We start from the raw sequence: 24,842 nt of genomic DNA, 5'->3' as shown, positions 1-24,842 counted from the left end.
AATTAAAGATTTTTAAGAAGTAAATAAATGGATAGAGCAGTAGTAATGACTGACACTCCCGTTGTTAAGGTCTGAATAGGATCTTTCCCTAAGCCATTAAGACTTTTTGCTCGTGTATTAAGATAGATCTCATCGCCATTCTGTACATAATAGTAAGGCGAATTCATTATATCCTCCCTGGTAAGATCAATCTTCGCCACTTTTATTCCTTCAGGAAGCTTTCTGTGGATCACAATATTCTTTTTGTCAACTGTTCTGTTAAGTCCTCCATTCAGTGCTAATGCCTCGGTGATATTGAGTGTATTCTTATGGGCTACTTTTTCTCCTGTAAGTCCAGTTGTTTCAATATCTCCTAATATATAATAGGTAATTCCGTCGGTATTCAGTCTTACTTCTGATTTTCCTTCCTGGAAGTTTTCATTTACTTTGGTCTGTATTTCCTGAGAAACATCCTCAATTGTTCTTCCTTCTGCTTTGATATATCCTATCCCAAATACATTAATATCTCCTTTAGAGTCTACTTTTAATCCGTTAAAGTAGAATACTGCATTGCCTCCCGTTGCCGTTCCTCCCACGCCTCCGGTACCAGTTCCACGGACAGCTGCAGAAGCTGCCGTTGAGGCACCCGGCGCTACGGCTGATCCCGATGTATTCAGTGAAGAATAAAACTGAGCGGCATCCCCCTTCGGAGTGGTCACAATATTTAAATTCAGAATATCATTTCTGGTGATTCTGTATACGGGAATATTGTACGGAATAAGGCCTTCTTCATTGATTACAAGGCTTTCACTGGGCTGCATATAGCGTACATCTTTGGTAGTGATACACGATATCATCAAAAAAGGCAGCATTAAAAAAATTAAATAATTATAATGTTTCATCATATTTGAAATTATTACAAAAAGTAAATTAATTGTTAGTGTTTTTAAGATGCTTTAAAGCATAAAAGATGTGAGGTATATATGCCCCTAAAAAACCAAAAAGAACGATAATAAGAAGTAAGAGGTTTACGTTGATATGTCTTAAATAATATGCCAGACTGACAACAAAAAGATAATATAGAATAATATAGAAGGACGATCTTCTATGAGTAAGATTAAGTTTTAAAAGCTTGTGATGAATGTGATTTTTATCAGCGTCGAAGAGCGATTTTCCATTGAGCAGCCTGATAATAATAACATTCAGTGTATCTACGATTGGCAAAATGAGTATGGCTACTGCCACAACCGGTGCCGACTGAAGATGATACCTCGGCACATAAGGAAGTTTTTTATCTATAAAAATATCAATGAAAGATATTGAAGTAAAGGCTAATAAAAACCCCAGCAGCATTGATCCAGTATCTCCCATGAAAATTTTACTGGTCCTGTAGTTTGACAGATTATAATACAGAAAAGCGAGAACCGAACCAATAATGATTACTGACAGGATTACCAACGGATAATTGTATTCTCCCAATCGGTAGTAACTTATTCCAAAAAGCCCGCTGCAGATCAAAGAATATCCTCCTGCAAGGCCATCTATTCCGTCAATAAGGTTAAAGGCATTAATAAGAATGATAAAAGTAATAATGCTGAAAATCACACTAACGAAGTAATTAATCTCATAAATCCCAAAAATCCCGAAAAGATTCCGGATTCTGATATCCGATCCAATTACTACCAGTGATGAAACAACAATCTGGGCTACAAGCTTTTTATATGCTCTCATAACGACAATATCATCCATCACGCCTATGTAAAGAAGGATAACTAGTGAAGCGAAGAGAAATTTATAGAGATCAAAAAGCTCATACGCAAAAATAGGAGCACAAATACCTATAGAATAAAAAATAGCAATCCCACCGAGGTTGGCAACTTTCCGGAGATGAGAACTCCTTATCCCAGGCTCATCCATAAGATTTTTCTTTCTCGAAATCTTGAGAATGGTTGGAATTGAAAAAAATGTGATTAAAAAAGAAAATAAAAAACCAAGTCCTATTTTGATGTAAAATATGGGGAGACCCGATTGAGCTAAGAACAATTCAAAATTTTTCATCTTTTTTCATTTAAAAGTACTGTCGATTTCTTTTGAAGAAATGCACCGGAAAAAAGTTGTGTTGCCTTATTTCCGAACAGCACTTACATTTGTGTTACATTAGTTTTCTTATCAGTTTTTTTTGCTCAGCAAAAAACAAAAGATAAAATATGCGTTTTTTCAGTGACAAAGATAATAGATAATTCTTACCAAAACGACTATAATTCAATAAATTTTTAAGTTTTATGTCCCTTTTCTTCATGAATTGTTCTAATATTTCACACATTTTGTAAAAAACATCATCATCTTTTACAAAAGCGAGGTAAGCAATAAAAGAATACACCCCTTCAAAAATCTGGAAATTTTTAAGTTCAAGCAACCTGTCAGAATACGCTGTTTTTTCAAAAAAAGCTTCCACATCTTCTACTGCTTTCAGAATATCAAGGCCTTTTTCCGTATGAGTTTTGGTGATCGAATCTGCCCTTTCGAGATAGTTATAGTGAAAACTTTGAGTCTGTGCAATTGTTTTACATTCCAGTAAAAGCTGCGGAATAAGCTGAATATCTTCGAAATGAACATTTCTTTTAAACCGTTTTTCTTTAAAAAGCTCACTCTTAAACAATTTATTACAGGCAAAATAACTGATATCGGAAAAAACAGAAAAGTTCCTTTTAAGGTCGATCTTTTCGGGCATATCCGGAATCTGCGTAAGCTTCTGAATGACTTTTCCACGATCATTTACCTTTTGTATATTGCAGATCACCATTTCCGCATGATATTTTTCCGCAAGCATTACCATTTCTTCAAACATAAAAGGGCTTACATAATCATCGCTGTCTACAAAACCAATAAAATCTCCGGTTGCTTTGTCGATACCAAAATTCCTGGCATCACTCAGTCCGCCATTTTCTTTGGTGAAGGATTTTATCTTTTCAGGATATTTTCTGGTATATTCCCTGATAATCTGCTCAGAATTATCTTTACTTCCATCATTCACCACCAGGATTTCAATATTCTGATGGGTTTGATTCACTAATGATTCGAGACATTGTGTAAGATAATTTTCAACATTATAAACGGGAACAATAACAGAAACTTTTGAGGGAACATGTTTCATATATTAAATTTTCGTCAGTCGTGTGTTTAGCCAGCCTTTTTTAGCTTCATCAAAATCTTTCCTAGAACAGGGAACGCAGTTTTCTACATTTTCATCATCCCCGAAATACCAAAGATTACTGAAGGTATCCCGCCTGAAGGTGTACTGCCGGTCATCAATCAGGACATAAAATACTTCATAATGCCTTTCTTTCGGATGAGACCTCTGGATATTGATTCCTTCGATCAGATACCAGATCATTTGTGCGAGAAGCTGGTGATTGAGCTGATTTTCAGAATAAATATTATAATTAAATATCCCTACAGATTTCAGGTTTTCGCTCAGTCCGATTTCCTTCATGTACGCACAGATTTCTCTTCGGTTCAGTCCATTGACCTGCGGATTCATTGAAAAAGGCTCACTGAAGCTTTCAACAGCATCACAATTGACTGTCACAAGATCTGCTTTTCTGAAAAACGGTTCTGTTTTTTCTGTAGAATTCATCATTTCTGCAAGACGGATGATATCAAATTCCACTTCCTTTATCAGTCTTACGGAATCAATCTCGTTCAAATGTTTCTGATATCCTAAATGATGGTAATTTTTAATGGAGAAGTTCTTCGCTCCGAAAATTTTACTTAAAAAAGTATATTCATTGATCATCTCTCCCTGCTGAAGAGAAATAATATTGCTGATCTGGGTATAGTTGATATTTTTAGTATGAAAATTAAGCGCAGAAAAAAGGGAGAATGCAAAATCATTAGACCCTCCGACAATTACCGGAATGGCTCTTTTGTAATGACATGCCGACAGAACTTCCTGAAGGATATAATGAGAATCCTGAACTGACTTTCCGGAAACCAAGTCCCCAAGATCGACTACCGGAATTTCAAAATCCAGCTGTGACAACTTGTAAAATTCTCTTCTGATTCCGGTAAAATCCTGTACTTCGGCATCACCGTTTGCGCCTCTGTAATCGGAAATGAACAGCAAAACGATGCTGTCTTCTTTGATATCTTTTGTTATTCTGTTTCCGATCTGCCAGCTTTCCGTTTTAAAATTTCTGGGTGATATGATAAAATCTTCAAAATCCATTTGTTGTCCGCATTATTTTCACAAACTTACAAAAAGTTAACGGCTTAATAACTTTGTCAAAGTTTAAAACTTTAACAAAAATTCCGCAGAATTTCTCACATTTTGGTTAAACAAAAAGCACAGACCAAAATCTGTGCTTCGTATTTAAAATTATTTTACTTTTTCGCAGCAGGCTTTTTTGCTGCCGGCTTTTTCGCTGTTGTTGTCTTCTTTGCGGCAGCTGTTTTCTTGGCGGCAGGTTTTTTCTTTTCTGCGAAAGCATTCTTATCCTGATCGGTGATCCATTTTTTAACCTCATCTAAAGAAACTTCTTTCAATTCTTCGGCATCGTATTTAGAATCATCCTTTTTCTTTGGAATCTTGAACATTGCTTTCCCGAATTTGATGAACGGTCCCCATCTTCCATTCTCAATAGAGATCTTTTCTTTTTCCCATTGCTGGATGTACCGGTTGGCTTCTTTTTCAAGCTTGGCATCGATCAGTTCGTTGATATCACTTTGAGAAAGATTTTCAAAATCATATCTCTTCGGAACATTGACGAAAATATCTTTATACTTAATGAACGGCCCGAATCTTCCGGAACCTTTCGTTACAGGCTCACCTTTGTACGTTGCGATCGGTGCGTCGGCAATTTTCTTTTCATTAATAATTTCTTCCGCACGCTTCTGATCTACGGAAAGCGGATCTTCCCCTTTCGGAATGCTGATGTATGTTTCTCCCCATTTTACATATGGTCCGAATCTTCCGACCCCCACTGAAACCGGCTGGCCATCAACTTCACTAAGATCAAACGGAAGCTTAAATAATTCCAATGCCTCATTAAGTGTGATGGTTGCAATATTTTGACCGACCATTAGTGATGCAAAAACAGGCTTTTCCTCATCATCGGTTTCCCCGATCTGGATCATCGCTCCGAATCTTCCGATTCTTGCGTGAACATTTTTACCGGTTTTCGGATCAGTTCCAAGGAGTCTGTCGCCTGTGGCTCTGTCGGCATTTTCTTCTACATCTTCAATTCTCGGATGGAATTTTGAGTAGAAATCCGTCATCATCTGCTTCCATTTCTGGTCGCCGCTGGCAATTTCATCAAAGCTTTCTTCTACTCTGGCTGTAAAACCGTAGTCAAGGATTTCTTTGAAATTATCTGTCAGGAAGTCATTCACCACTTCACCGATGTCAGTAGGAACGAATTTATTTTTATCACCTCCGAATTTTTCTTCGAGGATTTCTTTTTTAATTTTATCTTTTGTCAGGGAGATCTTAACCACTTCGCGGGTTTGCGGCTCGATTTCTCGTTTATCCACATATTCACGATTCTGTATGGTCTGAATGGTCGGTGCATAGGTAGAAGGGCGACCGATTCCCAACTCTTCAAGCTTTCTTACCAAACCTGCTTCGGTATATCTTGCACTTGGCCTCGTGAACTTTTCTGTAGCGGTGATTCTTTTGTAATCTAATGTTTCCCCAACTTTTACTTTTGGAAGTAATTTCTCATTGTTTTCTTCATCATCTTCTTCCGTTTTTACAATTCCGTATGCTTTTAGGAAACCATCAAAAATGATAACCTCCCCCTGTGCTTCGAAGTTCTGAGGCAGTTTTACATCACCGATTTCGATTACGGTTTTTTCAATTTTGGCATTCGCCATCTGGGAAGCCAGTGTTCGTCTGTAAATTAACTGATAGAGTTTATTTAACTGAACATCACCGATGCTTTTTACACCAAAATCAGTCGGACGAATAGCCTCGTGAGCTTCCTGAGCTGATGAAGATTTGGTGGTATAATTTCTTGGTGAAGAATATTCTGCACCGTATTCTGAAGTGATCTGTTTTTTGGCGCCTTCGATGGCTTCCTGAGAAAGGTTTACCGAGTCTGTTCTCATGTAGGTAATGTAACCTTCCTCGTATAATCTCTGCGCCAAACGCATCGTTGTGGTAACATTATATCCTAATCTTGAAGAAGCTTCCTGCTGTAGTGTAGACGTCGTAAAAGGTGCTGAAGCCGATCTTGTGCCTGGTTTCGTTTCAACATTTAAAACTTTAAATTCTACTGTCTTTGCAAGGTCGAGGAATTTTTCCGCATCCTGTTCTTTATCGAAATCTTTTTTAAGCTTTGCGGCAATTTCCTGATTTGTTGTATTAAGGAAAACACCATCCACCTTAAAACTCGCCCTTGGAACGAACTCACGGATTTCTTTTTCTCTTTCTACGATCAGTCTTACGGCCACCGACTGAACTCTCCCTGCGGATAGTCCCGGTTTTACTTTTTTCCAGAGAACCGGTGACATTTCAAAACCTACGATTCTGTCGAGAACTCTTCGTGCCTGCTGGGCATTCACAAGATTCTGATCAATATCGCGCGGATTATCAATCGCTTTTAGAATAGCGTTTTTAGTAATTTCGTGGAAAACGATTCTTTTCCTGTTTTCAGGCTTCAGCTTCAGCTCGTCGGCAAGATGCCATGCAATCGCTTCTCCTTCGCGGTCTTCATCGGAAGCCAGCCATACCATGTCGGCTTTCTTAACGGCGGCTTTCAGCTCGGTCACCAATTTCTTTTTGTCGGCGGAAACTTCGTAATCAGGACTGAAGGTAGCTAAATCGATTCCCATTCCTTTTTTAGGCAGGTCACGGATGTGTCCGAAACTGGATTTCACTTCAAAATCCTTTCCTAAATACTTCTGAATCGTTTTTGCTTTTGCCGGTGATTCGACGATTACTAAATTTTTCGACATTCTAAAAATTTTTGCAAAAGTAAAGTTTTTTTATTAGATAGGTTTTTGGAATTACATTTTATTTAGCAATTCATGCGGTGCTACCAATACCCTGTAGAGAATTCCTTCGAAAGTAAAGCCCTTTCCGGACATCTCAACTCGGTATAGTAATGAAGCTAAAATAATGAATATGGTTATATAGAATTTTCTATTGATTGTAATGCTTTCAAATGCATATGCAGAGCTTGCTTCTTTCAATAGCAGGGAGAAAAGTATAATGATCATCATCATGTGAATGTACATCCATCTTCCCCAGTCAATAGCTAGATAAAACAAAGGTAAAGTGAATGCAAATGCTCCTAATAATGCTATAGACAAAAACTTTCGGTTGTTTAGAAACTTTAAATAATAACTTAAATGAAGTATACTTAATGTTAAGCTTATAAAATACAGTACATATTCGTTTTTGTGTTCAAAAATATACTTTCTTTCATCAATATTCCAGTAGAAGATTCCATAGATGGGATGAACTCCTCGTAAAGCTAAAATTTCCAACGATTTTCCCTCATTTACATTTTTTCCGAATAAAAAGATAACTAGGGCCGGAATTCCGACTGAAAGGAAATATTTGATGTATCGTTTATATTGAAATTTTCCGGTTTTTAAATATAAGGCTATAGCAAAATAAGGGATGTAAAATAAAACGACTTCATGTAAAAGAACTGTTACAAACAGCGCTACACAAAAGAAATATTCTTTGCATCTTGAAAGTTTATTATTATCTAAAGCATATACAAACCATGTAAACAGGAAGAAAACAATAAATTCTTTTTTACCTACATAAGTTACCGTATTTAAAAGTCCCACAAAACCAATGGGTGATAATAATAGTGATAGATACAACAGATCCGTAATCTTATAGCGAATTAGTTTGGCGTACAGGAGAAAGAATCCTGAAATAAAGATAAACTGGGAAAAATATACTAAATAATTAAGCCTTATTCCTGTGACATCTTGTAGCAGAAAAAAGAAACTTCCTGACAATCCTCTTCTTTTAAAACCACCATCCTCATAATTAATAAGCCAGTCAGCGAGAATGTAACCGTCGTCTTTAAAATTGTAGTAATAAGTAAATGCAAGGGTGTAAACAGCGGTAACCGCAATGAGAAAATAAATGAAAATCTTGATGTTGAAATGTTGTAGAATCCTGCTTGTCATCATTATGTGTTTTGAAATTTAGAAGAAAAAGATCATATCTATGTTATTATATTCAGAAAAAACCTTAAAGGCAATCCTATCTGTATTCCTATCAATGCAGAGGGAACGCGGTAAACAAAATCAGCCAGTAAAACCAAAAGAATAAAAATCAGCATTCCTCGGTGTTTAAAAATTTCAGGGGCGAAAAATTTCATGTCTGAAACAGGAATCAAAGAAATAAGAAGTATCTCAAAAAGAATAAAACTGTTGTAGAACCATCTTCCGATATCGATAGCAATCAGAAATAAAGGAATACTTATAAGAAAAGCAAAGGCAAAAGCCATTAACAGTTTTTTTCTGTTTTCCGGCGTGAACTTTTTTAGCAACATATAAAACATTACAAAACCTAGCTGAAGTATTATACTTATGGCATACAAACTCAGGTTTTTAATTTCTTTTGTATAATAATCTATTTTAATAAGCTGTGTTTCTTTCCAGCCAAAAATATTTTCTTTCTGAAGATTAATGTTGCATTCCCTGACAATCTGTAAGGTCTTATGATAATCGGTATTGATTCCTGTCAACAAAATAATTCCTGCCGGAACACAAAATGAAAGCAAAATAAGTATAGACTTTTTGATATCAATTTTTCCATTATGAAAATAGAGTGCAATTAAAAAATATGAGGCATAAAAAACAAAACTTTCATGAATAAAAACCGAAACGCCAAACAATAATAGAAAGATGTACTCTTTAGTTTTTGTAAGTTTATTTTGCGAAAGATAATAAGTAAAAGCAACGAAAAGAAGCCATAAGACACCATCTTTCCTTGCTCCTATAGCAGGATCTGAAAAAAATCCCCATAGACAAAATGGGGTAAAGAGAAATAGAGCATCAATTAGATTCGCCTTTTTAACCCTGAAAAGCTTATAGAGAAAATAAAAGAACAATACATACACCATGGTTTGCGTGAAGAATACAGCGTATTGAACCTTTATCGAAAATACGTTATATAAAAAAACAAAAACAGTTCCCGCCAATCCTCTTCTGCTGAAACCTGCCTCCTGATAATTAATCAGCCAGTCGGCAAATGCATAGCCATTGCAGGTGAGGTAGGCAAAATATACTTTAAAAATGCATAAGAAAGTAACAATAATGAGGTAGAGAATGAATTGATAATATAATGTGTTTTTTTTCATCTTTAAAATTTAATTCTGTTAGAATTAATCACTTTTTAAATGTGTTTGATTTGTGTTTTATCAGATTCGCTAAATTACGCATTTTCTTTTAAGCTTTGTTTATTTTTAGTTATTGTATATTAAATATTTCATTACTTTTGCATATACAAAACACAAATGTATGCATCTACTGCACCCTTATTATCTGGTTCCCGTCATCATTATTTTATGCCTAAGCTTTGCCGAAGCCTACCGGGACGAAAAACCCAGCACAAACTACCTGATTCCTATTGCTGCATGGCTTATTCTTGTTGTCGGTTTCAGAGACGCCGGCCCCGATTACGGGAGCTATAAGAATATTTATTTCTGGTACAGCTCTCATACAAATTATACCGATATTTTCAGGAAAGCCCTTAAATTGGATAGCCCACTGGATATGGAATGGCTGTATATTCTGATCAATAAACTTATATTTGATGTTTTCCTGGCACCTCCTTTCTATGTGGTGACTTTTTTTCTGGCGCTTATTTCCATTCCGTTAAATTATATAAACATTAAAGAAAACTCACTTTATCCTTACACGACAATTCTTCTGTTTTTTTTTCCAAGTTTCTTTATTGGGGAAAACGGTCAGATGAGGCAGGCACTGGGAACGATTATCTGTTATTTTTCAATACGTTTTATTAAAGAAAAAAAAGTCTGGTATTACCTAATCTGTGTTTACTTAGCGATGGGGATTCATAATGTGTGTATATTTTTCCTGCCTATGTACTGGCTCGCCCGAGTTCCTATCAATAAAACGATTATGGCAACTGCCATTATAGGGTCAATTATCCTTTCGCCTTTTGAGATATACAAATACTTTGGAAGTTTTCTTCCCGAAGAAAGCAGTTTAATGACCGGATTCAATAACTATATCAATCTGAGCACTACCACGGAAAGGCTGAATGGCGGAATTGGAGTTCCCGAAGGAAATGCTATACTTTCCACGATATTTTTATTTGCCTTTGACAATAATATGAAAGAAAAGTATCCTTACTATGAATACATGAGAAATTTTTGTGTATTAGGAATATGCTTCTTTTTTATATTCAGAGGAAGTACTATATTTTCTTCCCGGCTTACCGGCATATTCTTTACGGCAACAGGATATTTAATGCCATATGCTATGTATTCCGCGAATAGTGGCAACAGAAAAATAATACATGGCATCATTATTTTCTACTGTCTTTTCAACTTTATTATTTTTTCCAGCTTTAAAAATATCGAAAGAGGAAAATTTACAATTGATACGTACTCGAATTTTCTTCTTCCTTAATTCTTTCAGTACCGTTTTGTGAAACAGCTACAATTCCCGTAAGAATTAAGGGTAGGAAAAGTCTTGCTTCCCAGAAAAGTCCTACCGAAGCAATCATCAGAATATAAGGTGCAGAGAAAAAAAGATATTTCCAAATCAACAATCTACCTACTTTTTGAGACATTTTGTAACTGAAATACATACTTAGCACTCCAAACAAGAGCCCAATAAGATTGTAAGGGCTCGTAAAATTTTTCATAAAATAAACTCCTTCCACAAACGATGCGTGTTGCCGGATCATCAACCGTAAGCCAATGTATGGTAAGACGAAAGCGAGCACCAAAAAGAAAATTTCTTTTACAAAGACAAAATTCCTTTTCCTAAGATCCTCAAGATCTATAAAAACTGCTGCAAAAAAAGCTATAGTAAGACATGAAGTTTCCCTGGTAAAAGTTGATATAAAAGTGATTAAACCTAAACTGATCAGGTATAAACGTTTTTTGTTTTGCAGATATTTAAGGGTATAAAAAATTCCCAAAACATAAAAAAAAATGGCTATACAATCACAATTTGTCGGAACATACTGCACGATCACAATAAAAAATACGGCAATCAGATGAAGCATTTTTTTTGTATTTTCATCTGACAAAAGCTTGACCGGCTTCAACTTTAAAATTTTATCTAAAAAAACAGAGGTTAGAAGAAAGAAAAATACATTGATAAGAAAAATGCTGTGATAAAAAAAAGATCCCTGTTTCAAAAGAAAATTTTTCGAAGAAGGTAAGTAATGATCAACTATAAATATGACCGCTTCCGTAACATGAACACTTAAGTAATTCGGTATGACACGATAGGCGTATACCGACGAAAACATGAAATCGGGTGCTTTTTGCCAGGATTTGATTCCTACGACATAAGAAGATTCAAATCCGTAATAGGACATGAAAAAAAGGAGAAACGGGAGAACGAGTACAAATAAAAATTTGTCTGTTTTTTCATCAAATGCTTTAAACATAATAACTCCAGGCAACTGCCTGGCTTTTTTTTCGTCATTAATAGGGAACTTTTACAAAAGTATATATTTTTTTTATTTTAACTAAAAAATTATTGATTTCAGACAAACTTATGTTAAAAATTTTCAAACTGTACTGAAAAAATTAAATTTGCAAACTTGATTCAATAACCTGATGCATCGTTTTTTCATTTTTTTATATTATCTTATTTCTAAAAACAAACTTCTGTCTGTATTGTTTGCAGCCGGAATTGCTTTGATATGTCTTTTTTTTGCGTCAAAAATTAATTTTGAAGAAGACATCAATCAGATCATTCCAAAAAATGAAAAGTCTGACCTTACTGCAAAAGTTCTCAAACAACTTAACTTTTCTGATAAAATCATCGTAATTATTGAAAATAAATCCAAAGAAGATAATTTTCAGCTTTCAGAAACTGCGGATACTTTTCTGCAAAAGATCGAGCCTTTACAAAAGTACATTGGCTCAGTTCAGGGAAAGGTGAACGACAATGAAATTTCAGAAACATTTGATTTTGTCAATCAGAATCTTCCTTTATTTTTAGATAAAAACGATTATAAAGAAATCGCAAGAAAGCTTAATAAAGACAGTATCGCAAGACAAGTAGAAAACAATTATATATCACTTGCTTCTCCAACCAGTCTGGTGACTAAAGAATTCATCAAAAAAGATCCTCTCGGCATTACTTTTTTAGGGATAAAAAAACTGAACGCATTAAATATCAGTAAGGATTTTAAACTCGAAAACAGTTACATCGTTACCAAAGACGGAAAAAATCTTCTCCTTTTTCTTGACCCGAAAAATAAAAGCAACGACACCAAACACAATGAAGCTTTTATCAATAAGCTGAATGAGATAAAAGACAATCTCAACAAGCAATTCAAAGGAAAAACAGAGATCAGCTATTTCGGTTCTCCGGTTATTGCGGTTGCAAATGCCCAACAAATTAAAAAGGATATTCAAAATACGGTGATGATCTCGATGACTGTACTTTTGATTTTATTGATTTACTATTTCAGGAATTTTTTTACTCCGATTATTGTTTTTCTGCCAACGGTTTTCTCCGTTTTACTGGCATTGTTGATTTTATACTTTATTAAAGATAAAATTTCGGCTATTTCGCTGAGCGTGGGAGCTATTCTGATTGGGATAACGATCGATTATGCACTTCATATTCTTACGCATTACAAGCACAATAACAATATAGAAGAGCTTTACAAAGAAATCACGCAGCCGATCATATTAAGCAGCGCAACAACTGCTGTTTCATTTTTGTGTCTTGTATTCGTACGATCTGAAGCATTAAAGGATTTAGGACTTTTTGCTGCGATCACAGTGATTTTGTCTTCTGTAACGGCATTGATTATCGTTCCTCAATTATATCATCCGAAAAAGGAAAAGAAAGCAAATACCAATTTTATTGACAAAATCGGATCTTATCCATATGAAAAGAACAAGCCGCTGATCATTGGCTGCTCGGTGATTATTATTGCGTGCCTGTTCGGTTTCAGGCATGTCGGATTTAATGAAGATATCGGGGATTTAAATTATATTCCAAAAGATCTGAAAATAAGTGAAGCTAAATTACAGAAGCTTTCTGATATTACTTCAAATCCATTTATACGATTTCATATGGAAATTCTGCGGAAGAAGCCCTTTCAAAAAATTCAGCATTAAATGGTTTTCTGGAAAAAGAAAAGCAGGAAGGAAAAATATTAAGCTATAATTCTCTTGGGAAAGTCGTTTTATCAGAGAAAGATCAACAGGAAAAAATAAAAGAATGGAATGAATTCTGGACCGAAGGAAAAAAGGCCGGCACAATTTCCGAACTGATTAAAAATGGAAATAAATATGGTTTTAATAGTGCAGCATTTAACCAATTTAATGATAATTTAAATAAAAATTATGTTCCGTTAAGTCTTGACGATTACAAAAAAATTAAAGCTCTGCAGGTTTCTGAGTTTTTGAGCCAGGAAAACGGATTCTTTACCGTTTCGAATGTGGTGAAAGTTGATGAGGGCAAAAGAGATGGCTTCATTAAAGATATTGAGAAAAAACATGATGTCTTGGCCATTGATCGTCAGCAAATGAATGAAAACTTCTTGGGATTGCTGAAAAGGGATTTTAACACCCTGATTAATTATTCTCTTTTAGCAATTGTTTTAACGATCATCGTTTTCTTTAGAAATTTTGAATTAACGGTTTTAACTATGTTTCCAATTGTTTTAACGGGAGTCGTTACAGCGGGAATTCTCTATTTCTTAGGATTGGAATTAAATATTTTCAGTACGGTTGTTTGCACTTTGGTGTTCGGTGTAGGAGATGATTTCAGCATTTTCCTTACCCAGGCGATGCAGAAAGAACACACTACCGGAAAGAATGAACTTCCTACTTACAGAACTTCCATCATTTTGGCAGTTTTTACCACAATATTATCAATCGGTTCGTTGATATTTGCTAAACACCCTGCTCTTCATTCGCTCGCATTGGTCGCCTTGATCGGTATGTTTTCAGTGATTATTATTACCTCAACATTATATCCTTTCTGGTTTAGACTGCTGATTACGAACAGGGCAAGAAAAGGGCTGTCGCCGATTACGTTCAGGCTCTTTTTGCATTCGATGTTGTCTTTCTTGTATTATGGATTGGGAGGTTTATTTTTTTCTTTACTTATCAGTCCTTTTACAAAAAATTCAAGGGGAAGAACGTTAAACTTTTTTAAATTAATTTCCGCAAAGTTTTTAACTTCTGTTCTATTTACGAATCCATGGGTAAGGAAAAAGATCATTAAAGCTACGAAAGAAGATTTCAGCAGACCGGCGGTCATTATTGCCAATCATACGTCATTTCTGGATACTTTAGCTATAGCAATGACTACTCATAAGATTGTTTACCTGGTTAATGACTGGGTATATCAGTCTCCCGTTTTTGGGAAAATGGTAAAAGCACTGGGATGTTATCCGGTATCTCAGGGTATAGAAAACGGAGTTGACAAATTGAAAGAAAAAATTAAGCAGGGATATTCTCTTGTCGTTTTTCCCGAAGCGGAGCGTTCATACACCAACGACATCAAAAGGTTTCATAAAGGAGCTTTTTATCTGGCAGAACAGTTTGGCCTGGATATATTGCCGATTTATATTCATGGGAATTCCGAGGTTTTGCCAAAAGGAGATTTCATCATTTATGACGGCGCCATAACCGTAAAAATCGGCGAAAGGATTAAAAAAGAAGATATGAGTTTTGGGTTAAGTTATTCGGAAAGAGCTAAAAAAATCAATGCCTATTTCAGACAGGAATTTGCAGCCTTGAGAAATGAACTGGAAGACGAAAATTATTTTAAGAAAAAACTGTTTTTAAGTTTTCTATATAAAGATGCTGAGGTTGTAAGTGAAGTTGAAGCAGATTTTCAGAACAACAAAAGTGTTTATTTTGAACTCAATAAACATATTCCGAAAGATGCGAATATCCTTCATATTGCTGATGATTTTGGACAGAAAGATGTTGTATTGACTCTTCAGCAGGCAGGAAGAAAAATTTTCAGTTATATCAAAGATGACGAAAAAAGACAGATTGCAGAACAGAATTATCTGGTAAAAAGAAGGAAAATTAATTATATAAAAAACTTTACTGAAATCACCAAAAATATTGATATACTGCTGGTTTCAGATGAAAATTTTGACATCAGTTCTTTGGACAAACTTCCTGAAACAATTATTTTCTTTACCAAGAAAAACAACGTATTAAATAATGCTGATTATACATTAAAATTCAGTTATAAATCATTAAAAGTATTTAGTTCTGAATAATAAATATGAAAAGCATATTTTTGTAACCGATAAAAAGAATTAATGAAAAAAAATATACTTGTTATATATTATACCCAGTCCGGACAGCTGGAAAATATTGTAAAAAATATTGCCGTGCCGTTTGAAGAAAAAAGTGAGGAATATAATGTTACATTCTACAACATCAGACTAAAAAAAGATTTTCCTTTTCCATGGTCTGGTGATGTATTTTTTAACACCTTTCCTGAATCTTACCTTCAGATTCCGAGCGAAATACTTCCCCCTCCCGAAGAGGTTCTGAATAAAAAATTTGATCTGGTGATTTTCGGATATCAGGTCTGGTATCTTACCCCTTCGATTCCGATCATATCATTCCTAAAAAGTGGTTTTGCAGAGAATATCCTTAAAAACACGCCTGTCGTTACCGTTTCAGGAACCAGAAATATGTGGATGTTTTCTCAGGAAAAACTGAAAGTCTATTTAAAAGAAATGCAGGCTAAATTGGTGGGAAATATTGCACTCGTAGACAGGCACGACAATTATACGAGTGTACTGACAATCCTTAGATGGATGACAACCGGAAAAAAAGAAAAATCCGGCATGCTTCCTGCAGCAGGAGTCTCAGATGAAGAAATCAACGGTGCCGGAAAATACGGCAAGATTATTGAAAAGCATTTTTCTGCAGATACACTGGAAAGCCTTCAGCCCGATCTTGTAAAAAACAGAGCGGTGGAAATTAGGGCTTTTTTGGTTCGGGTAGAAAAGGTTGGGAATAAGATTTTCAAAGTCTGGTCAAATCTTATTATCAGGAAAAAAGAAAAGCGTCCTTTGCTGATAAAATTCTTTAAGGTATATTTGATGGCAGCCATCTGGATTATATCACCAATAGTTCTGGTATTACATTTGCTTACAACACCTATCTTTTGGTTTAAAAGAAAAAAACAAAGAGAATATTTACAAGGAATTAATATAAAATAGAATGAACGACGTATTTATAACAAAAGCATTTACATACTTACCTAATGAACCGGTATCCAATGATGACATGGAAATCTATCTTGGTTATATAAACGGCGCTCCCTCGAAGGCAAAATCCCTTATTTTAAGAAACAATAAAATTACAACAAGGTATTATGCTTTAGATAAAGAAGGAAAACCTACCCACACCAATGCCCAGATCACAGCAAAAGCAGTAGAAGGTCTTTTTGATGAGAATTTCGGTAAAGAAGATATAGAGCTTCTTTCATGTGGAACCACTTCAGCAGATCAGATTCAACCTTCCCATGCATCCATGGTTCACGGAGAGCTTAATATCGGCAAATCAATTGAGATTAATACCTCAACAGGGCTTTGCAACTCCGGAATGAATGCCTTTAATTACGGATTTCTTTCCGTAAAAGCGGGCGTTAAACAAAATGCAGTATGCGTTGGTTCAGAAAGATTCTCAGCATGGATGACTGCGGATAAATTCAATCACGAAGCGGAAAATCTGGCATTATTAGAAGAAAGACCCATTATCGCCTTTAAAAGAGAATTCTTAAGATGGATGCTTTCTGACGGTGCCGGTGCGTTTCTTCTGGAAAATAAGCCGAGAGAAAACGAAGTTTCTTTAAAAATAGAATTTATTGATTTCTATTCTTACGCTCACGAAATTGAAGCGTGTATGTATGCAGGATGCGAAAAACAGGAGGACGGCAGTTTAAAATCATGGGCAGATTATCCGTCAGATGAATGGCTGAAACAATCTATTTTCGCACTGAAGCAGGATACAAAAATTTTAGATCAGTATATTTTGGTAAAAGGTGCCGAAAGTTTAAGAGCGTCTTTCGACAAACACAATCTTGATCCAAATACAATAGACCATGTACTGGCGCATATTTCGTCAGGTTATTTTAAAGAAGGTTTAAAAAATGAATTTGCCAACGTAGGATTGGATTTCCCTTGGGAAAAATGGTTTTACAATCTTTCTGAAGTAGGAAATATCGGAGCCGGATCAATTTTCATCGCTCTGGAACAGTTAATGAATTCCGGAAGACTGAAAAAAGGAGAAAAAGTACTTCTTTGTGTTCCTGAAAGCGGAAGATTTGCTTACTCTTGTGCTTTATTGACAGTATGCTAATGGAAACCCGATTGCCAACATCCGATCAGAACTTTGTGGAAAGCTTAATTCCTCAGCGATCTCCTTTCGTAATGGTAAACAGCATTGCAGAATACTCTGAAACACAATTGGTTTCAGGATTTGAAGTAAAAGAAGAGAATATTTTTGTTCAGGACGGGATTTTTCAGGCTTCAGGTTTGGTGGAACATCAGGCGCAAAGTGTTGCTTTGCACACTGGCTACAAATATTATTTATTGGGAAAAGAGGCCCCAACGGGTTACATTGGTGCGATCAAAACTTTTGAAGCCATACAATTACCGAAATTGGGAGATCAACTAACGTCAGAAGTTTCTATCATTAATGAAATGATGGGCGTAACATTAGTCGATATTGTAACAAAGATCAATGATGAGGTTATTGCTAAATCCCAGATGAAAACTGTAGTAATGTAATATTTGAATTAAAGAAATTTGCGTTAAGATTCTACGAAGTCAAACGCTTTTCTAACTTAAATATATTTTAGCATAAAAAAATCTTTGTGAATTTTGCGTTAAAATTTTAACTCAAAATAATATATAATTGAATGGAAATCAAGGAAGAGAACATCATCAATATACATAATTTTCTACCGCATCGCGATCCGATGCTGATGGCAGATTATATTTTGGAATTGACCAAGGAAAAAGTGATAACTTCCTTTGAAATAAAAGAAGATAATATTTTTGTTCACAATAATGAATTCGTTGAGGCAGGTTTGATTGAAAATTCAGCACAGACCTGTTCATCAATTCTCGGGCAAAGCTTCTTCGAAAACCCTGAAACAGATACAAAAGTAATTGGCTTTATCACCAATATCAAGAAAATCGAAATTTTTGCATTGCCAAAGGTTGGAGATAAAATCATCTCTAAAGCTTCACTGATTTCTCAATTTGAGAACATCTGTAATATTTTTTGTGAGACTTTTCTTAATGATGAATTATTAATCAGAGCTGAAATAAATTTGTATATTCAGGAAGTAAAACACTGATATCAATGAAAAAACAGGACCTTCCCCAAGACGAAAGCAACTTACAATCCGCCAACATGACAGAAGTCCTTTATGTTACGGATGAAAATGATAATTATACAACTGCTCACAGCATTGGATGGGATGCAAAAAAAGCCGCTTTGGACGAATCGATGGAACTGATCCACGAAAGAATTGAAGAAGCAAGACAAAATGTTGCCGATAATAAAGTAAGTCCTATCATTTATTTTATGGAACTGAATAAGATGGACTTTCAGGTACTGGCAGCCTACGTAGGAATGTGGCAGTGGCGGGTAAAAAGACACGGAAAACCTGGAATATTTAAAACACTAAGCGATTCTGTTCTGAAAAAATATGCCGATACATTTGGCATTTCTTTAGATGAACTTAAATATTTCAATGGAAAATAAATATAAACCTCATCTCAAAATTGAAGGTTCAATAAATCAAGCTAAGAATGAAAATTAATTTTGAACACCATCAGACTGCGCATTGCGAAAACGGTGTTGCCTCCAATTTATTATTAAACAAAGGGTTGAAACTCAGCGAACCCATGATCTTCGGGATCGGTTCGGGATTATTCTTTGTCTATCTCCCTTTTTTAAAAGTAAATTTTGCGCCCGGATTCAGCTATCGTCCGATGCCCGGAGCAATCTTCAGCAAAGCCGCAAAACGATTGGGAATTAAAATTAAAAGAGAAAAATTTTCAAATCCTGCTGATGCTCAAAAAGCATTAGAAAGAAATTTGAATCAAAATATACCTACAGGTTTACAGGTCGGCGTCTTTAATCTTACCTATTTCCCCGAAGAATACAAATTCCACTTTAATGCTCACAATCTGGTTGTTTATGGAAAAGAAGATGATAAATTCCTGATTAGCGATCCGGTAATGGATTATGTCACCACCCTTTCTGAAGCAGAATTGGAAAAAGTGAGATATGCTAAAGGCGCATTACCACCAAAAGGTCATATGTACTACCCTACTTATATTCCCGAGCATGTAAATATAGAAGAAGCAATTAAAAAAGGAATTAAAGACACCTGCAAAAATATGCTGGCACCAGTACCGATTATCGGAGTAAAAGCCATCAGATGGGTGGCAAAAAGCATCCCGAAATGGGCTGCTAAAAAAGGGACAAAAACTACAAATCATTATTTAGGACAACTGATTCGTATGCAGGAAGAAATCGGCACTGGTGGTGGTGGTTTCAGATTTATTTACGGGGCATTTTTACAGGAAGCAGCCGTGATTCTTAAAAATGATAAACTAAAGGAACTTTCCAAAGAAATTACCACGATCGGTGACCTTTGGAGAGATTTGGCCGTAGATATTGCACGAGTGTACAAAAACAGGAACTCTAAAAGCGATATCTACAATCAGCTTTCAAAAAACATGCTTCACATTGCAGACCTGGAAGAAGCTTTCTATAAAAAACTGAGAAAAGCAATATAACGTGGAACATTTCATAGAAATAAAAAATCTATATAAAAAATACAAAAATGCAGAAGACTTTTCTGTGAATGATATTTCTTTAAACATCAATAAAAATGAAATCTACGGAATTCTGGGGCCAAACGGAGCCGGAAAAACCACGTTGATTTCCATGCTTTCGGGATTGATAAAACCAACTTCGGGGCAATTTAAAATTGATGGGCTGACTCCCCAGAAAAACGGTTTTAAATTAAGGCAGATTATCGGAATCGTTCCGCAGGAATATGCTTTATACCCAACTTTGACCGCTAAAGAAAACTTAATGTTTTTCGGAAGTCTATATGGTTTAAGCCATAAAAAATTAAAGAACGCGATTGATGAATCCTTAGAAATAATGGGGTTATCAAAATTTGCTGACAAAAAAGTAGAACAGTTTTCAGGAGGGATGAAGCGCCGCTGCAACCTGATTGCCGGAACCCTTCACAACCCAAAAGTTCTTTTTCTGGATGAGCCCACGGTTGGCGTTGATGTTCAGTCTAAAAAAGCCATTATTGACCATCTTTTAGATTTAAATAAAAAAGGGACCTGCATTATTTACACTTCCCATCATCTTTCGGAAGCGGAAGAATTCTGTACAAAAATCGCGATCATTGATCACGGAAAAATTCATGCCGTAGGAACGCCGGAAGAACTGGTAAACAGAGTTTCAAATGCGGAAAATCTTGAAGATGTTTTTATTTCATTAACCGGAAAAGAATTAAGAGATGTTGTTGTATAAATTGTGGAGAAGTTTCGTTAAGGAAATCCTTTTGCTGAAAAGAGATATCGGAGGGATCGTCATCATTTTTGTAATGCCTTTATTGTTAATCATTACAATTACACTAATTCAGGATTCTACATTCAAAAATCTGGAAGGCTCAAAAATCCCAATTATTTTTATTGATAATGATAAATCCGAAGTCTCAAAAAATATAAAACAGGAACTCGAGCACAGTAAAAGTTTTGAGCTTTTAACCAATTTCACCGAAAAATCAGCTCAGGATGCCGTTTTTGGAGGAGATTATCAGATGGCCATTGTTATCCCGAAAAATTTAACGAAAGACATCAATTCAAACATAGATTCAAAAGTACAGTCCATTGTCAGTTCATTTGGTTTGGAAACGGATTCTTCAGCCGTGAAGAAAAATGTTTTAAAAGCTCAGGATATTCACCTTTATTTTGATCCGGCTACTAACATTGGATTCAAAAACAATGTGATGAATGCTGTAAACAAAATGGTTTTTGAAATTGAAAATAAAAAGATTTACAAAGCTTTCCAGGATCAATTGGGAACAACAGAAAATTTGGAAGAAAATAAAAACCTAATCAGCTTTAAGGAAATCACGCCAAAGAAAGGAGCTATGGAAGTTATTCCAAATTCCGTTCAGCATAATGTTCCGGCTTGGGCTTTATTTGCTATTTTCTTTATTGTCGTGCCTTTATCGATTAATTTAGTGAAAGAAAAAAGTCAGGGAACAAGCGTAAGAGCGAGAATCAGCCCAACTCCTTATTTCATTCATATTTTAGGAAAAACATTTACGTACCTTATTATCTGTGTTATTCAATTTTTACTGATGGTTGCCGTAGGAATTTATCTTTTCCCATATATGGATTTGCCACAGTTTGATGTGACCGGAAAGATGTTCCAAATGATCATTGTGACTATTTTTGCAGGATTGGCAGCAATAGGTTTTGGTGTTTTGTTGGGGACAGTGGCCGACACACAGGAACAATCTGCACCATTCGGAGCGACTTCCGTAGTGGTTTTGGCAGCCGTCGGCGGAATCTGGGTCCCAGTGTTTTTAATGCCTGAATTTATGCAAACCATTGCCAAATTCTCTCCTATGAACTGGGGCCTAAATGCGTATTACGATATCATTTTAAGAAACAGCGGAATCGGTGGAATTGCGAAAGAAATCACTTTCTTATTTTTATTTTATGTAGCGATGGTTACTATTTCACTATTTTACGAAAGAAAACAAAATGCAGTGTAAAAAACACTGATTTATTAATGATAAAGCATGTTTTTAATCTTAATTTTCTTAAATTAAATAAACTTTGTTTATTTCTAAATAATTTTTAACCAATAAGAAGGTTAAGCTTAAATCCCTTAACATCTTTAAAACCTTAATGTTTCAAATATAAAAATGGCTAAAAGTCTAAATATATTAAGCTGTACAGAAGAAGTTCGTGTAAGATTCAACGAAACAGACCCGTTGGGAATTGTCTGGCATGGGCACTACATTGTGTATTTCGAAGACGGAAGAGAAGCTTTCGGAAGGCAGCATGGTTTGACCTATCTTGATATTCAAAAAGCGGGTTATGTTACACCGATCGTAAAAAGTACTTGTGAACATTTTCTTCCATTAAAATATGGGGAAACATTTAAAATTGTAACCACTTTTGTGAATTCAACTTCTGCGAAATTAATTTACCGATATGAGCTTTTTAACGAAGACAATAAATTGGTCTGTTCAGGAGAAACCATTCAGGTTTTTTTAGATTCAGATAATAATTTATGCTTATATAATCCTGAATTTTTTCAGGCCTGGAAAGATAAAATGGGATTATCATGAAGAAAGAAATTTTCATCACAGATTACAACTGCATCACGCCTTTAGGTTTTGATGTTTCTTCGAACTGGAATGCTCTTTTGGAAGGAAAATCCGGTGTTGCTTTACATAAAATCATAGAAAATCAGAAGCCTTTTTACGCTTCGATGATTGATTCTGAGAAATTAGAAAATGAGTTTAAAAAATTCTTCATTGGTCAGGATTTTACACGACTTGAAAAAATGTTCTTACTAAGCTTAAAACCTTTGGTTGAAAAACATCAGATTTCAGGCGAAACGGCTTTTATTTTATCAACCACAAAAGGAAATATCAGCTTATTAAAAAATGAAAAGACTTTACCGGAAGGTGTTTTTCTTTCAAATTTAGCTCAAAAAATTGCTGATTTTTTTGGATTTAAAACAAAACCTATTGTTGTTTCTAATGCCTGCGTTTCTGGAGTCATGGCAATTGCTGTGGCAAAGAATATGATTCAGGCAGGAAAATATAAAGATGCGTTTGTAGTTGCCGGAGACGAAATTTCGGAATTTGTGATTTCAGGTTTTAATTCTTTTCAAGCAATCGGAACAGAGATTTGCAAACCATACGATAAAAACCGTGACGGGATCAATATTGGTGAAGCAACAGCGGCAGTTTATATAACAGACTGTCATTCTGACGAAGGAAGAATCTCACAAAACGAAAAATCTAGTTTTAAAGTTTTAGGAGATTCAGCAATTAATGATGCGAACCATATTTCGGGGCCATCAAGGACTGGTGACGGATTATTTGCCAGTATCAAAAATGCTATGACAGAAGCCAATATTCCAGCAGAAAAAATTGATTTTATTTCTGCCCACGGAACGGCAACCATATACAACGACGAAATGGAAGCCATTGCTTTCAACCGAATGGATTTGCAAAACGTTCCTTTAAACAGCCTGAAAGCGTATTACGGACATTGTTTAGGCGCTTCAGGACTACTGGAAACCATTATTTCAATGGAATCTGCTTTAAACAATACATTAATTTCATCTAAAAACTTTGAAGAAACGGGCACTTCCCAACCTTTGAATATCATTAAAGAAAACCAACCTGCGGAAATCAAATATATTTTGAAAACAGCTTCAGGTTTTGGCGGGTGTAATGCGGCCATTGTTTTGGAAAAATGCTGAAAATAATTTTGTAATTTTATAAAATTAAAGTTTAGGAAATGGAATCTACAGTAGACATCAGAAAAAGAATTCACGAATTCATCGATATAGCAGATGAAAGAATTTTAAGAATCATCAATAGCATTATTGATGCGGAAGAAGAGGAAGAAAACTATCCCGCAGTTCCAAACTGGTATTACGAAAAACTTGAAGTGGAAAGAGAAAAACATCTTAAAGGCGAAACTAAATCTTATTCATGGGAGGAAGTTAAGCAAAGATTGATGAATGATTATGACTTATAAATTAATATTAAAGTCTAACGCTCACAAAGATTTAGCAGAAGCAATAGAATACTATCAAAGTAAAAGAAAAGGGTTAGGCCTGAGATTTTTAAAATGTGTCCAAAAGTTTTTTGACAGAATTACGAAAAGTCCTCATCACTATCCTCTAAAAAGCAACAACTTTCGTGAAGCTTATATACAAAAATTTCCTTATGTAATAATTTACGAAATTATTGATAAAGAAGTTGTGGTATTTTCTGTTTTCAACACGCATCAAAACCAGACAAAAAAGCCCTAAACTTTATTCATGAAGAAAACAGACATTTGCACGATAGAAGATTCAAAAATCGTTCGCAATAACCAAATTATTTTTGAAACCTCAACTGAAAATTTTTCAGATTTTGCGAAAGAAGCTTATAAAAGTTTAGAATTAAATTATCCTAAATTTCATAAAATGGATAATTTAAGCAAACTCGCTTTTCTTGCTTCTGAAATGATTTTAAAAGGTGAAGATCACAGCAGCACAGCTTTGGTTTTTGCCAACAGATCATCAAGTTTAGACACTGATTTTAAATATCAGGAAAGCATCAATTCTCAGGAAAACTATTTTCCAAGTCCTGCTGTTTTTGTCTACACACTTCCGAATATCTGCGTAGGAGAAATCAGTATCAGACACAAGATGCAGACTGAAAATGCCTTTTTTGTACTGGATGAATTTGACGAAGAATTTTTAAGTAACTACTCGGAACAGATTTTGCAGTCAGGAAAGGCTGATAAAGTATTATGTGGCTGGGTAGAACTCTATCAGGAAAGTTATAAAGCTTTTGTATATTTGCTTACGAACTAATGTAACAATTTA

General features: G+C 35.1%; 24 protein-coding genes. 16 read left to right on the top strand and 8 right to left on the bottom strand.

From position 1 onward, the window contains the following. Window positions 1–2 precede the first annotated feature (2 nt). From BMW64_RS14710 to BMW64_RS14680, 7 genes are all read right to left on the bottom strand, one after another. Window positions 3–884 carry a polysaccharide biosynthesis/export family protein gene (locus tag BMW64_RS14710; protein ID WP_090000709.1) on the bottom strand — a complete coding sequence of 294 codons (882 nt, stop codon included), beginning with the start codon at window positions 882–884 and terminating at the stop codon, window positions 3–5. A 25-nt stretch (window positions 885–909) separates the two neighbouring features. Beyond that, the gene (locus BMW64_RS14705) at window positions 910–2,037 is read right to left on the bottom strand and encodes a glycosyltransferase family 4 protein (RefSeq protein WP_090000708.1); all 1,128 of its coding nucleotides are present in this window, start codon (window positions 2,035–2,037) and stop codon (window positions 910–912) included. Window positions 2,038–2,131: 94 nt separating this feature from the next. Further along, window positions 2,132–3,133: a glycosyltransferase family 2 protein gene (locus BMW64_RS14700; RefSeq protein WP_090000707.1), complete on the bottom strand. Its 1,002-nt coding sequence runs from the start codon at window positions 3,131–3,133 to the stop codon at window positions 2,132–2,134. Between the two features lie 3 nt (window positions 3,134–3,136). Beyond that, a complete protein-coding gene (locus tag BMW64_RS14695) occupies window positions 3,137–4,207 on the bottom strand; it encodes a formimidoylglutamase (protein ID WP_090000706.1) in 1,071 nt (356 codons plus the stop codon). A gap of 155 nt (window positions 4,208–4,362) precedes the next feature. Further along, a complete protein-coding gene (topA, locus tag BMW64_RS14690; RefSeq protein WP_090000705.1) occupies window positions 4,363–6,936 on the bottom strand; it encodes a type I DNA topoisomerase in 2,574 nt (857 codons plus the stop codon). 51 nt (window positions 6,937–6,987) lie between these two features. Next, window positions 6,988–8,136: a hypothetical protein gene (locus tag BMW64_RS14685; RefSeq protein WP_143052709.1), complete on the bottom strand. Its 1,149-nt coding sequence runs from the start codon at window positions 8,134–8,136 to the stop codon at window positions 6,988–6,990. Window positions 8,137–8,171: 35 nt separating this feature from the next. Beyond that, window positions 8,172–9,311 carry a hypothetical protein gene (locus BMW64_RS14680; protein ID WP_090000703.1) on the bottom strand — a complete coding sequence of 380 codons (1,140 nt, stop codon included), beginning with the start codon at window positions 9,309–9,311 and terminating at the stop codon, window positions 8,172–8,174. Window positions 9,312–9,471: 160 nt separating this feature from the next. Between BMW64_RS14680 and BMW64_RS14675 the strand changes: the two genes are divergently transcribed. Further along, the gene (locus tag BMW64_RS14675) at window positions 9,472–10,608 is read left to right on the top strand and encodes an EpsG family protein (RefSeq protein ID WP_090000702.1); all 1,137 of its coding nucleotides are present in this window, start codon (window positions 9,472–9,474) and stop codon (window positions 10,606–10,608) included. Here the strand turns inward: BMW64_RS14675 and BMW64_RS14670 are convergent. After that, window positions 10,571–11,617, bottom strand: coding sequence for a hypothetical protein (locus BMW64_RS14670; RefSeq protein WP_177175301.1), 1,047 nt, complete (start codon window positions 11,615–11,617; stop codon window positions 10,571–10,573). The genes BMW64_RS14675 and BMW64_RS14670 overlap by 38 nt on opposite strands. A 157-nt stretch (window positions 11,618–11,774) precedes the next feature. Here BMW64_RS14670 and BMW64_RS20940 point away from each other — a divergent pair, with 157 nt between their 5' ends. The 15 genes from BMW64_RS20940 (at window position 11,775) to BMW64_RS14600 (ending at window position 24,830) form a co-directional block, all read left to right on the top strand. Further along, window positions 11,775–13,295: an MMPL family transporter gene (locus BMW64_RS20940; protein WP_228400929.1), complete on the top strand. Its 1,521-nt coding sequence runs from the start codon at window positions 11,775–11,777 to the stop codon at window positions 13,293–13,295. A 287-nt stretch (window positions 13,296–13,582) separates the two neighbouring features. Next, on the top strand, window positions 13,583–15,424 hold the full coding sequence (locus tag BMW64_RS20935) for a lysophospholipid acyltransferase family protein (RefSeq protein ID WP_228400928.1): 1,842 nt from the start codon (window positions 13,583–13,585) through the stop codon (window positions 15,422–15,424). 42 nt (window positions 15,425–15,466) lie between these two features. Next, window positions 15,467–16,381, top strand: coding sequence for a hypothetical protein (locus tag BMW64_RS14660; protein ID WP_090000701.1), 915 nt, complete (start codon window positions 15,467–15,469; stop codon window positions 16,379–16,381). A gap of 1 nt (window position 16,382) precedes the next feature. After that, window positions 16,383–17,522 carry a dialkylresorcinol biosynthesis protein DarB gene (locus tag BMW64_RS14655; RefSeq protein ID WP_090000700.1) on the top strand — a complete coding sequence of 380 codons (1,140 nt, stop codon included), beginning with the start codon at window positions 16,383–16,385 and terminating at the stop codon, window positions 17,520–17,522. Next, window positions 17,522–17,953: a hotdog family protein gene (locus BMW64_RS14650; protein ID WP_090000699.1), complete on the top strand. Its 432-nt coding sequence runs from the start codon at window positions 17,522–17,524 to the stop codon at window positions 17,951–17,953. The genes BMW64_RS14655 and BMW64_RS14650 overlap by 1 nt, the downstream gene beginning before the upstream one ends. Before the next feature lie 131 nt (window positions 17,954–18,084). Next, complete coding sequence (locus BMW64_RS14645) at window positions 18,085–18,528, top strand: hotdog family protein (RefSeq protein WP_090000698.1); 444 nt, start codon at window positions 18,085–18,087, stop codon at window positions 18,526–18,528. A 5-nt stretch (window positions 18,529–18,533) separates the two neighbouring features. Then, complete coding sequence (locus BMW64_RS14640) at window positions 18,534–18,938, top strand: flexirubin biosynthesis protein DarG (RefSeq protein WP_090000697.1); 405 nt, start codon at window positions 18,534–18,536, stop codon at window positions 18,936–18,938. Between the two features lie 47 nt (window positions 18,939–18,985). Beyond that, entirely contained in the window at window positions 18,986–19,981 is a 996-nt protein-coding gene (locus BMW64_RS14635) for a BtrH-related acyltransferase DarH (RefSeq protein WP_090000696.1), read from the top strand. A gap of 1 nt (window position 19,982) precedes the next feature. Beyond that, window positions 19,983–20,738 (top strand): ABC transporter ATP-binding protein, encoded by a 756-nt coding sequence (locus tag BMW64_RS14630; protein ID WP_090000695.1) that lies wholly within the window; start codon window positions 19,983–19,985, stop codon window positions 20,736–20,738. Beyond that, window positions 20,725–21,993 carry an ABC transporter permease gene (locus tag BMW64_RS14625; RefSeq protein WP_090000694.1) on the top strand — a complete coding sequence of 423 codons (1,269 nt, stop codon included), beginning with the start codon at window positions 20,725–20,727 and terminating at the stop codon, window positions 21,991–21,993. Before BMW64_RS14630 ends, BMW64_RS14625 begins: the two co-directional genes overlap by 14 nt. Before the next feature lie 153 nt (window positions 21,994–22,146). Beyond that, the gene (locus tag BMW64_RS14620; protein ID WP_090000693.1) at window positions 22,147–22,575 is read left to right on the top strand and encodes an acyl-CoA thioesterase; all 429 of its coding nucleotides are present in this window, start codon (window positions 22,147–22,149) and stop codon (window positions 22,573–22,575) included. Further along, window positions 22,572–23,723 carry a beta-ketoacyl synthase N-terminal-like domain-containing protein gene (locus BMW64_RS14615; protein WP_090000692.1) on the top strand — a complete coding sequence of 384 codons (1,152 nt, stop codon included), beginning with the start codon at window positions 22,572–22,574 and terminating at the stop codon, window positions 23,721–23,723. Before BMW64_RS14620 ends, BMW64_RS14615 begins: the two co-directional genes overlap by 4 nt. Before the next feature lie 38 nt (window positions 23,724–23,761). Further along, on the top strand, window positions 23,762–24,004 hold the full coding sequence (locus BMW64_RS14610; protein ID WP_090000691.1) for a hypothetical protein: 243 nt from the start codon (window positions 23,762–23,764) through the stop codon (window positions 24,002–24,004). Further along, window positions 23,988–24,281 carry a type II toxin-antitoxin system RelE/ParE family toxin gene (locus BMW64_RS21125; RefSeq protein WP_090000690.1) on the top strand — a complete coding sequence of 98 codons (294 nt, stop codon included), beginning with the start codon at window positions 23,988–23,990 and terminating at the stop codon, window positions 24,279–24,281. Before BMW64_RS14610 ends, BMW64_RS21125 begins: the two co-directional genes overlap by 17 nt. Window positions 24,282–24,290: 9 nt before the next feature. Beyond that, on the top strand, window positions 24,291–24,830 hold the full coding sequence (locus BMW64_RS14600; RefSeq protein ID WP_090000689.1) for a 3-oxoacyl-ACP synthase: 540 nt from the start codon (window positions 24,291–24,293) through the stop codon (window positions 24,828–24,830). Window positions 24,831–24,842: the final 12 nt, after the last annotated feature.

This window comes from Chryseobacterium taichungense (assembly GCF_900109935.1).
Lineage (GTDB): Bacteria > Bacteroidota > Bacteroidia > Flavobacteriales > Weeksellaceae > Chryseobacterium > Chryseobacterium taichungense.
The sequence above is the reverse complement of the archived record's forward strand: the minus strand, read 5'-3'. Positions and strand labels throughout refer to the sequence as shown.

What these genes read in the sequence shown, in the direction of transcription:
- BMW64_RS14660 (WP_090000701.1), top strand. Translation starts at nt 15,467, where the DNA reads ATGAAAAAAAATATACTTGTTATATATTATACCCAGTCCGGACAGCTG.
- BMW64_RS14700 (WP_090000707.1), bottom strand. Translation starts at nt 3,133, where the DNA reads ATGAAACATGTTCCCTCAAAAGTTTCTGTTATTGTTCCCGTTTATAAT.
- BMW64_RS14635 (WP_090000696.1), top strand. Translation starts at nt 18,986, where the DNA reads ATGAAAATTAATTTTGAACACCATCAGACTGCGCATTGCGAAAACGGT.
- BMW64_RS14640 (WP_090000697.1), top strand. Translation starts at nt 18,534, where the DNA reads ATGAAAAAACAGGACCTTCCCCAAGACGAAAGCAACTTACAATCCGCC.
- BMW64_RS14620 (WP_090000693.1), top strand. Translation starts at nt 22,147, where the DNA reads ATGGCTAAAAGTCTAAATATATTAAGCTGTACAGAAGAAGTTCGTGTA.
- BMW64_RS21125 (WP_090000690.1), top strand. Translation starts at nt 23,988, where the DNA reads ATGATTATGACTTATAAATTAATATTAAAGTCTAACGCTCACAAAGAT.
- BMW64_RS14625 (WP_090000694.1), top strand. Translation starts at nt 20,725, where the DNA reads ATGTTGTTGTATAAATTGTGGAGAAGTTTCGTTAAGGAAATCCTTTTG.
- BMW64_RS14650 (WP_090000699.1), top strand. Translation starts at nt 17,522, where the DNA reads ATGGAAACCCGATTGCCAACATCCGATCAGAACTTTGTGGAAAGCTTA.
- BMW64_RS14685 (WP_143052709.1), bottom strand. Translation starts at nt 8,136, where the DNA reads ATGATGACAAGCAGGATTCTACAACATTTCAACATCAAGATTTTCATT.
- BMW64_RS14680 (WP_090000703.1), bottom strand. Translation starts at nt 9,311, where the DNA reads ATGAAAAAAAACACATTATATTATCAATTCATTCTCTACCTCATTATT.
- BMW64_RS14610 (WP_090000691.1), top strand. Translation starts at nt 23,762, where the DNA reads ATGGAATCTACAGTAGACATCAGAAAAAGAATTCACGAATTCATCGAT.
- BMW64_RS20940 (WP_228400929.1), top strand. Translation starts at nt 11,775, where the DNA reads ATGCATCGTTTTTTCATTTTTTTATATTATCTTATTTCTAAAAACAAA.
- topA (WP_090000705.1), bottom strand. Translation starts at nt 6,936, where the DNA reads ATGTCGAAAAATTTAGTAATCGTCGAATCACCGGCAAAAGCAAAAACG.
- BMW64_RS14710 (WP_090000709.1), bottom strand. Translation starts at nt 884, where the DNA reads ATGATGAAACATTATAATTATTTAATTTTTTTAATGCTGCCTTTTTTG.
- BMW64_RS14615 (WP_090000692.1), top strand. Translation starts at nt 22,572, where the DNA reads ATGAAGAAAGAAATTTTCATCACAGATTACAACTGCATCACGCCTTTA.
- BMW64_RS14675 (WP_090000702.1), top strand. Translation starts at nt 9,472, where the DNA reads ATGCATCTACTGCACCCTTATTATCTGGTTCCCGTCATCATTATTTTA.
- BMW64_RS14600 (WP_090000689.1), top strand. Translation starts at nt 24,291, where the DNA reads ATGAAGAAAACAGACATTTGCACGATAGAAGATTCAAAAATCGTTCGC.
- BMW64_RS14655 (WP_090000700.1), top strand. Translation starts at nt 16,383, where the DNA reads ATGAACGACGTATTTATAACAAAAGCATTTACATACTTACCTAATGAA.
- BMW64_RS14695 (WP_090000706.1), bottom strand. Translation starts at nt 4,207, where the DNA reads ATGGATTTTGAAGATTTTATCATATCACCCAGAAATTTTAAAACGGAA.
- BMW64_RS14705 (WP_090000708.1), bottom strand. Translation starts at nt 2,037, where the DNA reads ATGAAAAATTTTGAATTGTTCTTAGCTCAATCGGGTCTCCCCATATTT.
- BMW64_RS14645 (WP_090000698.1), top strand. Translation starts at nt 18,085, where the DNA reads ATGGAAATCAAGGAAGAGAACATCATCAATATACATAATTTTCTACCG.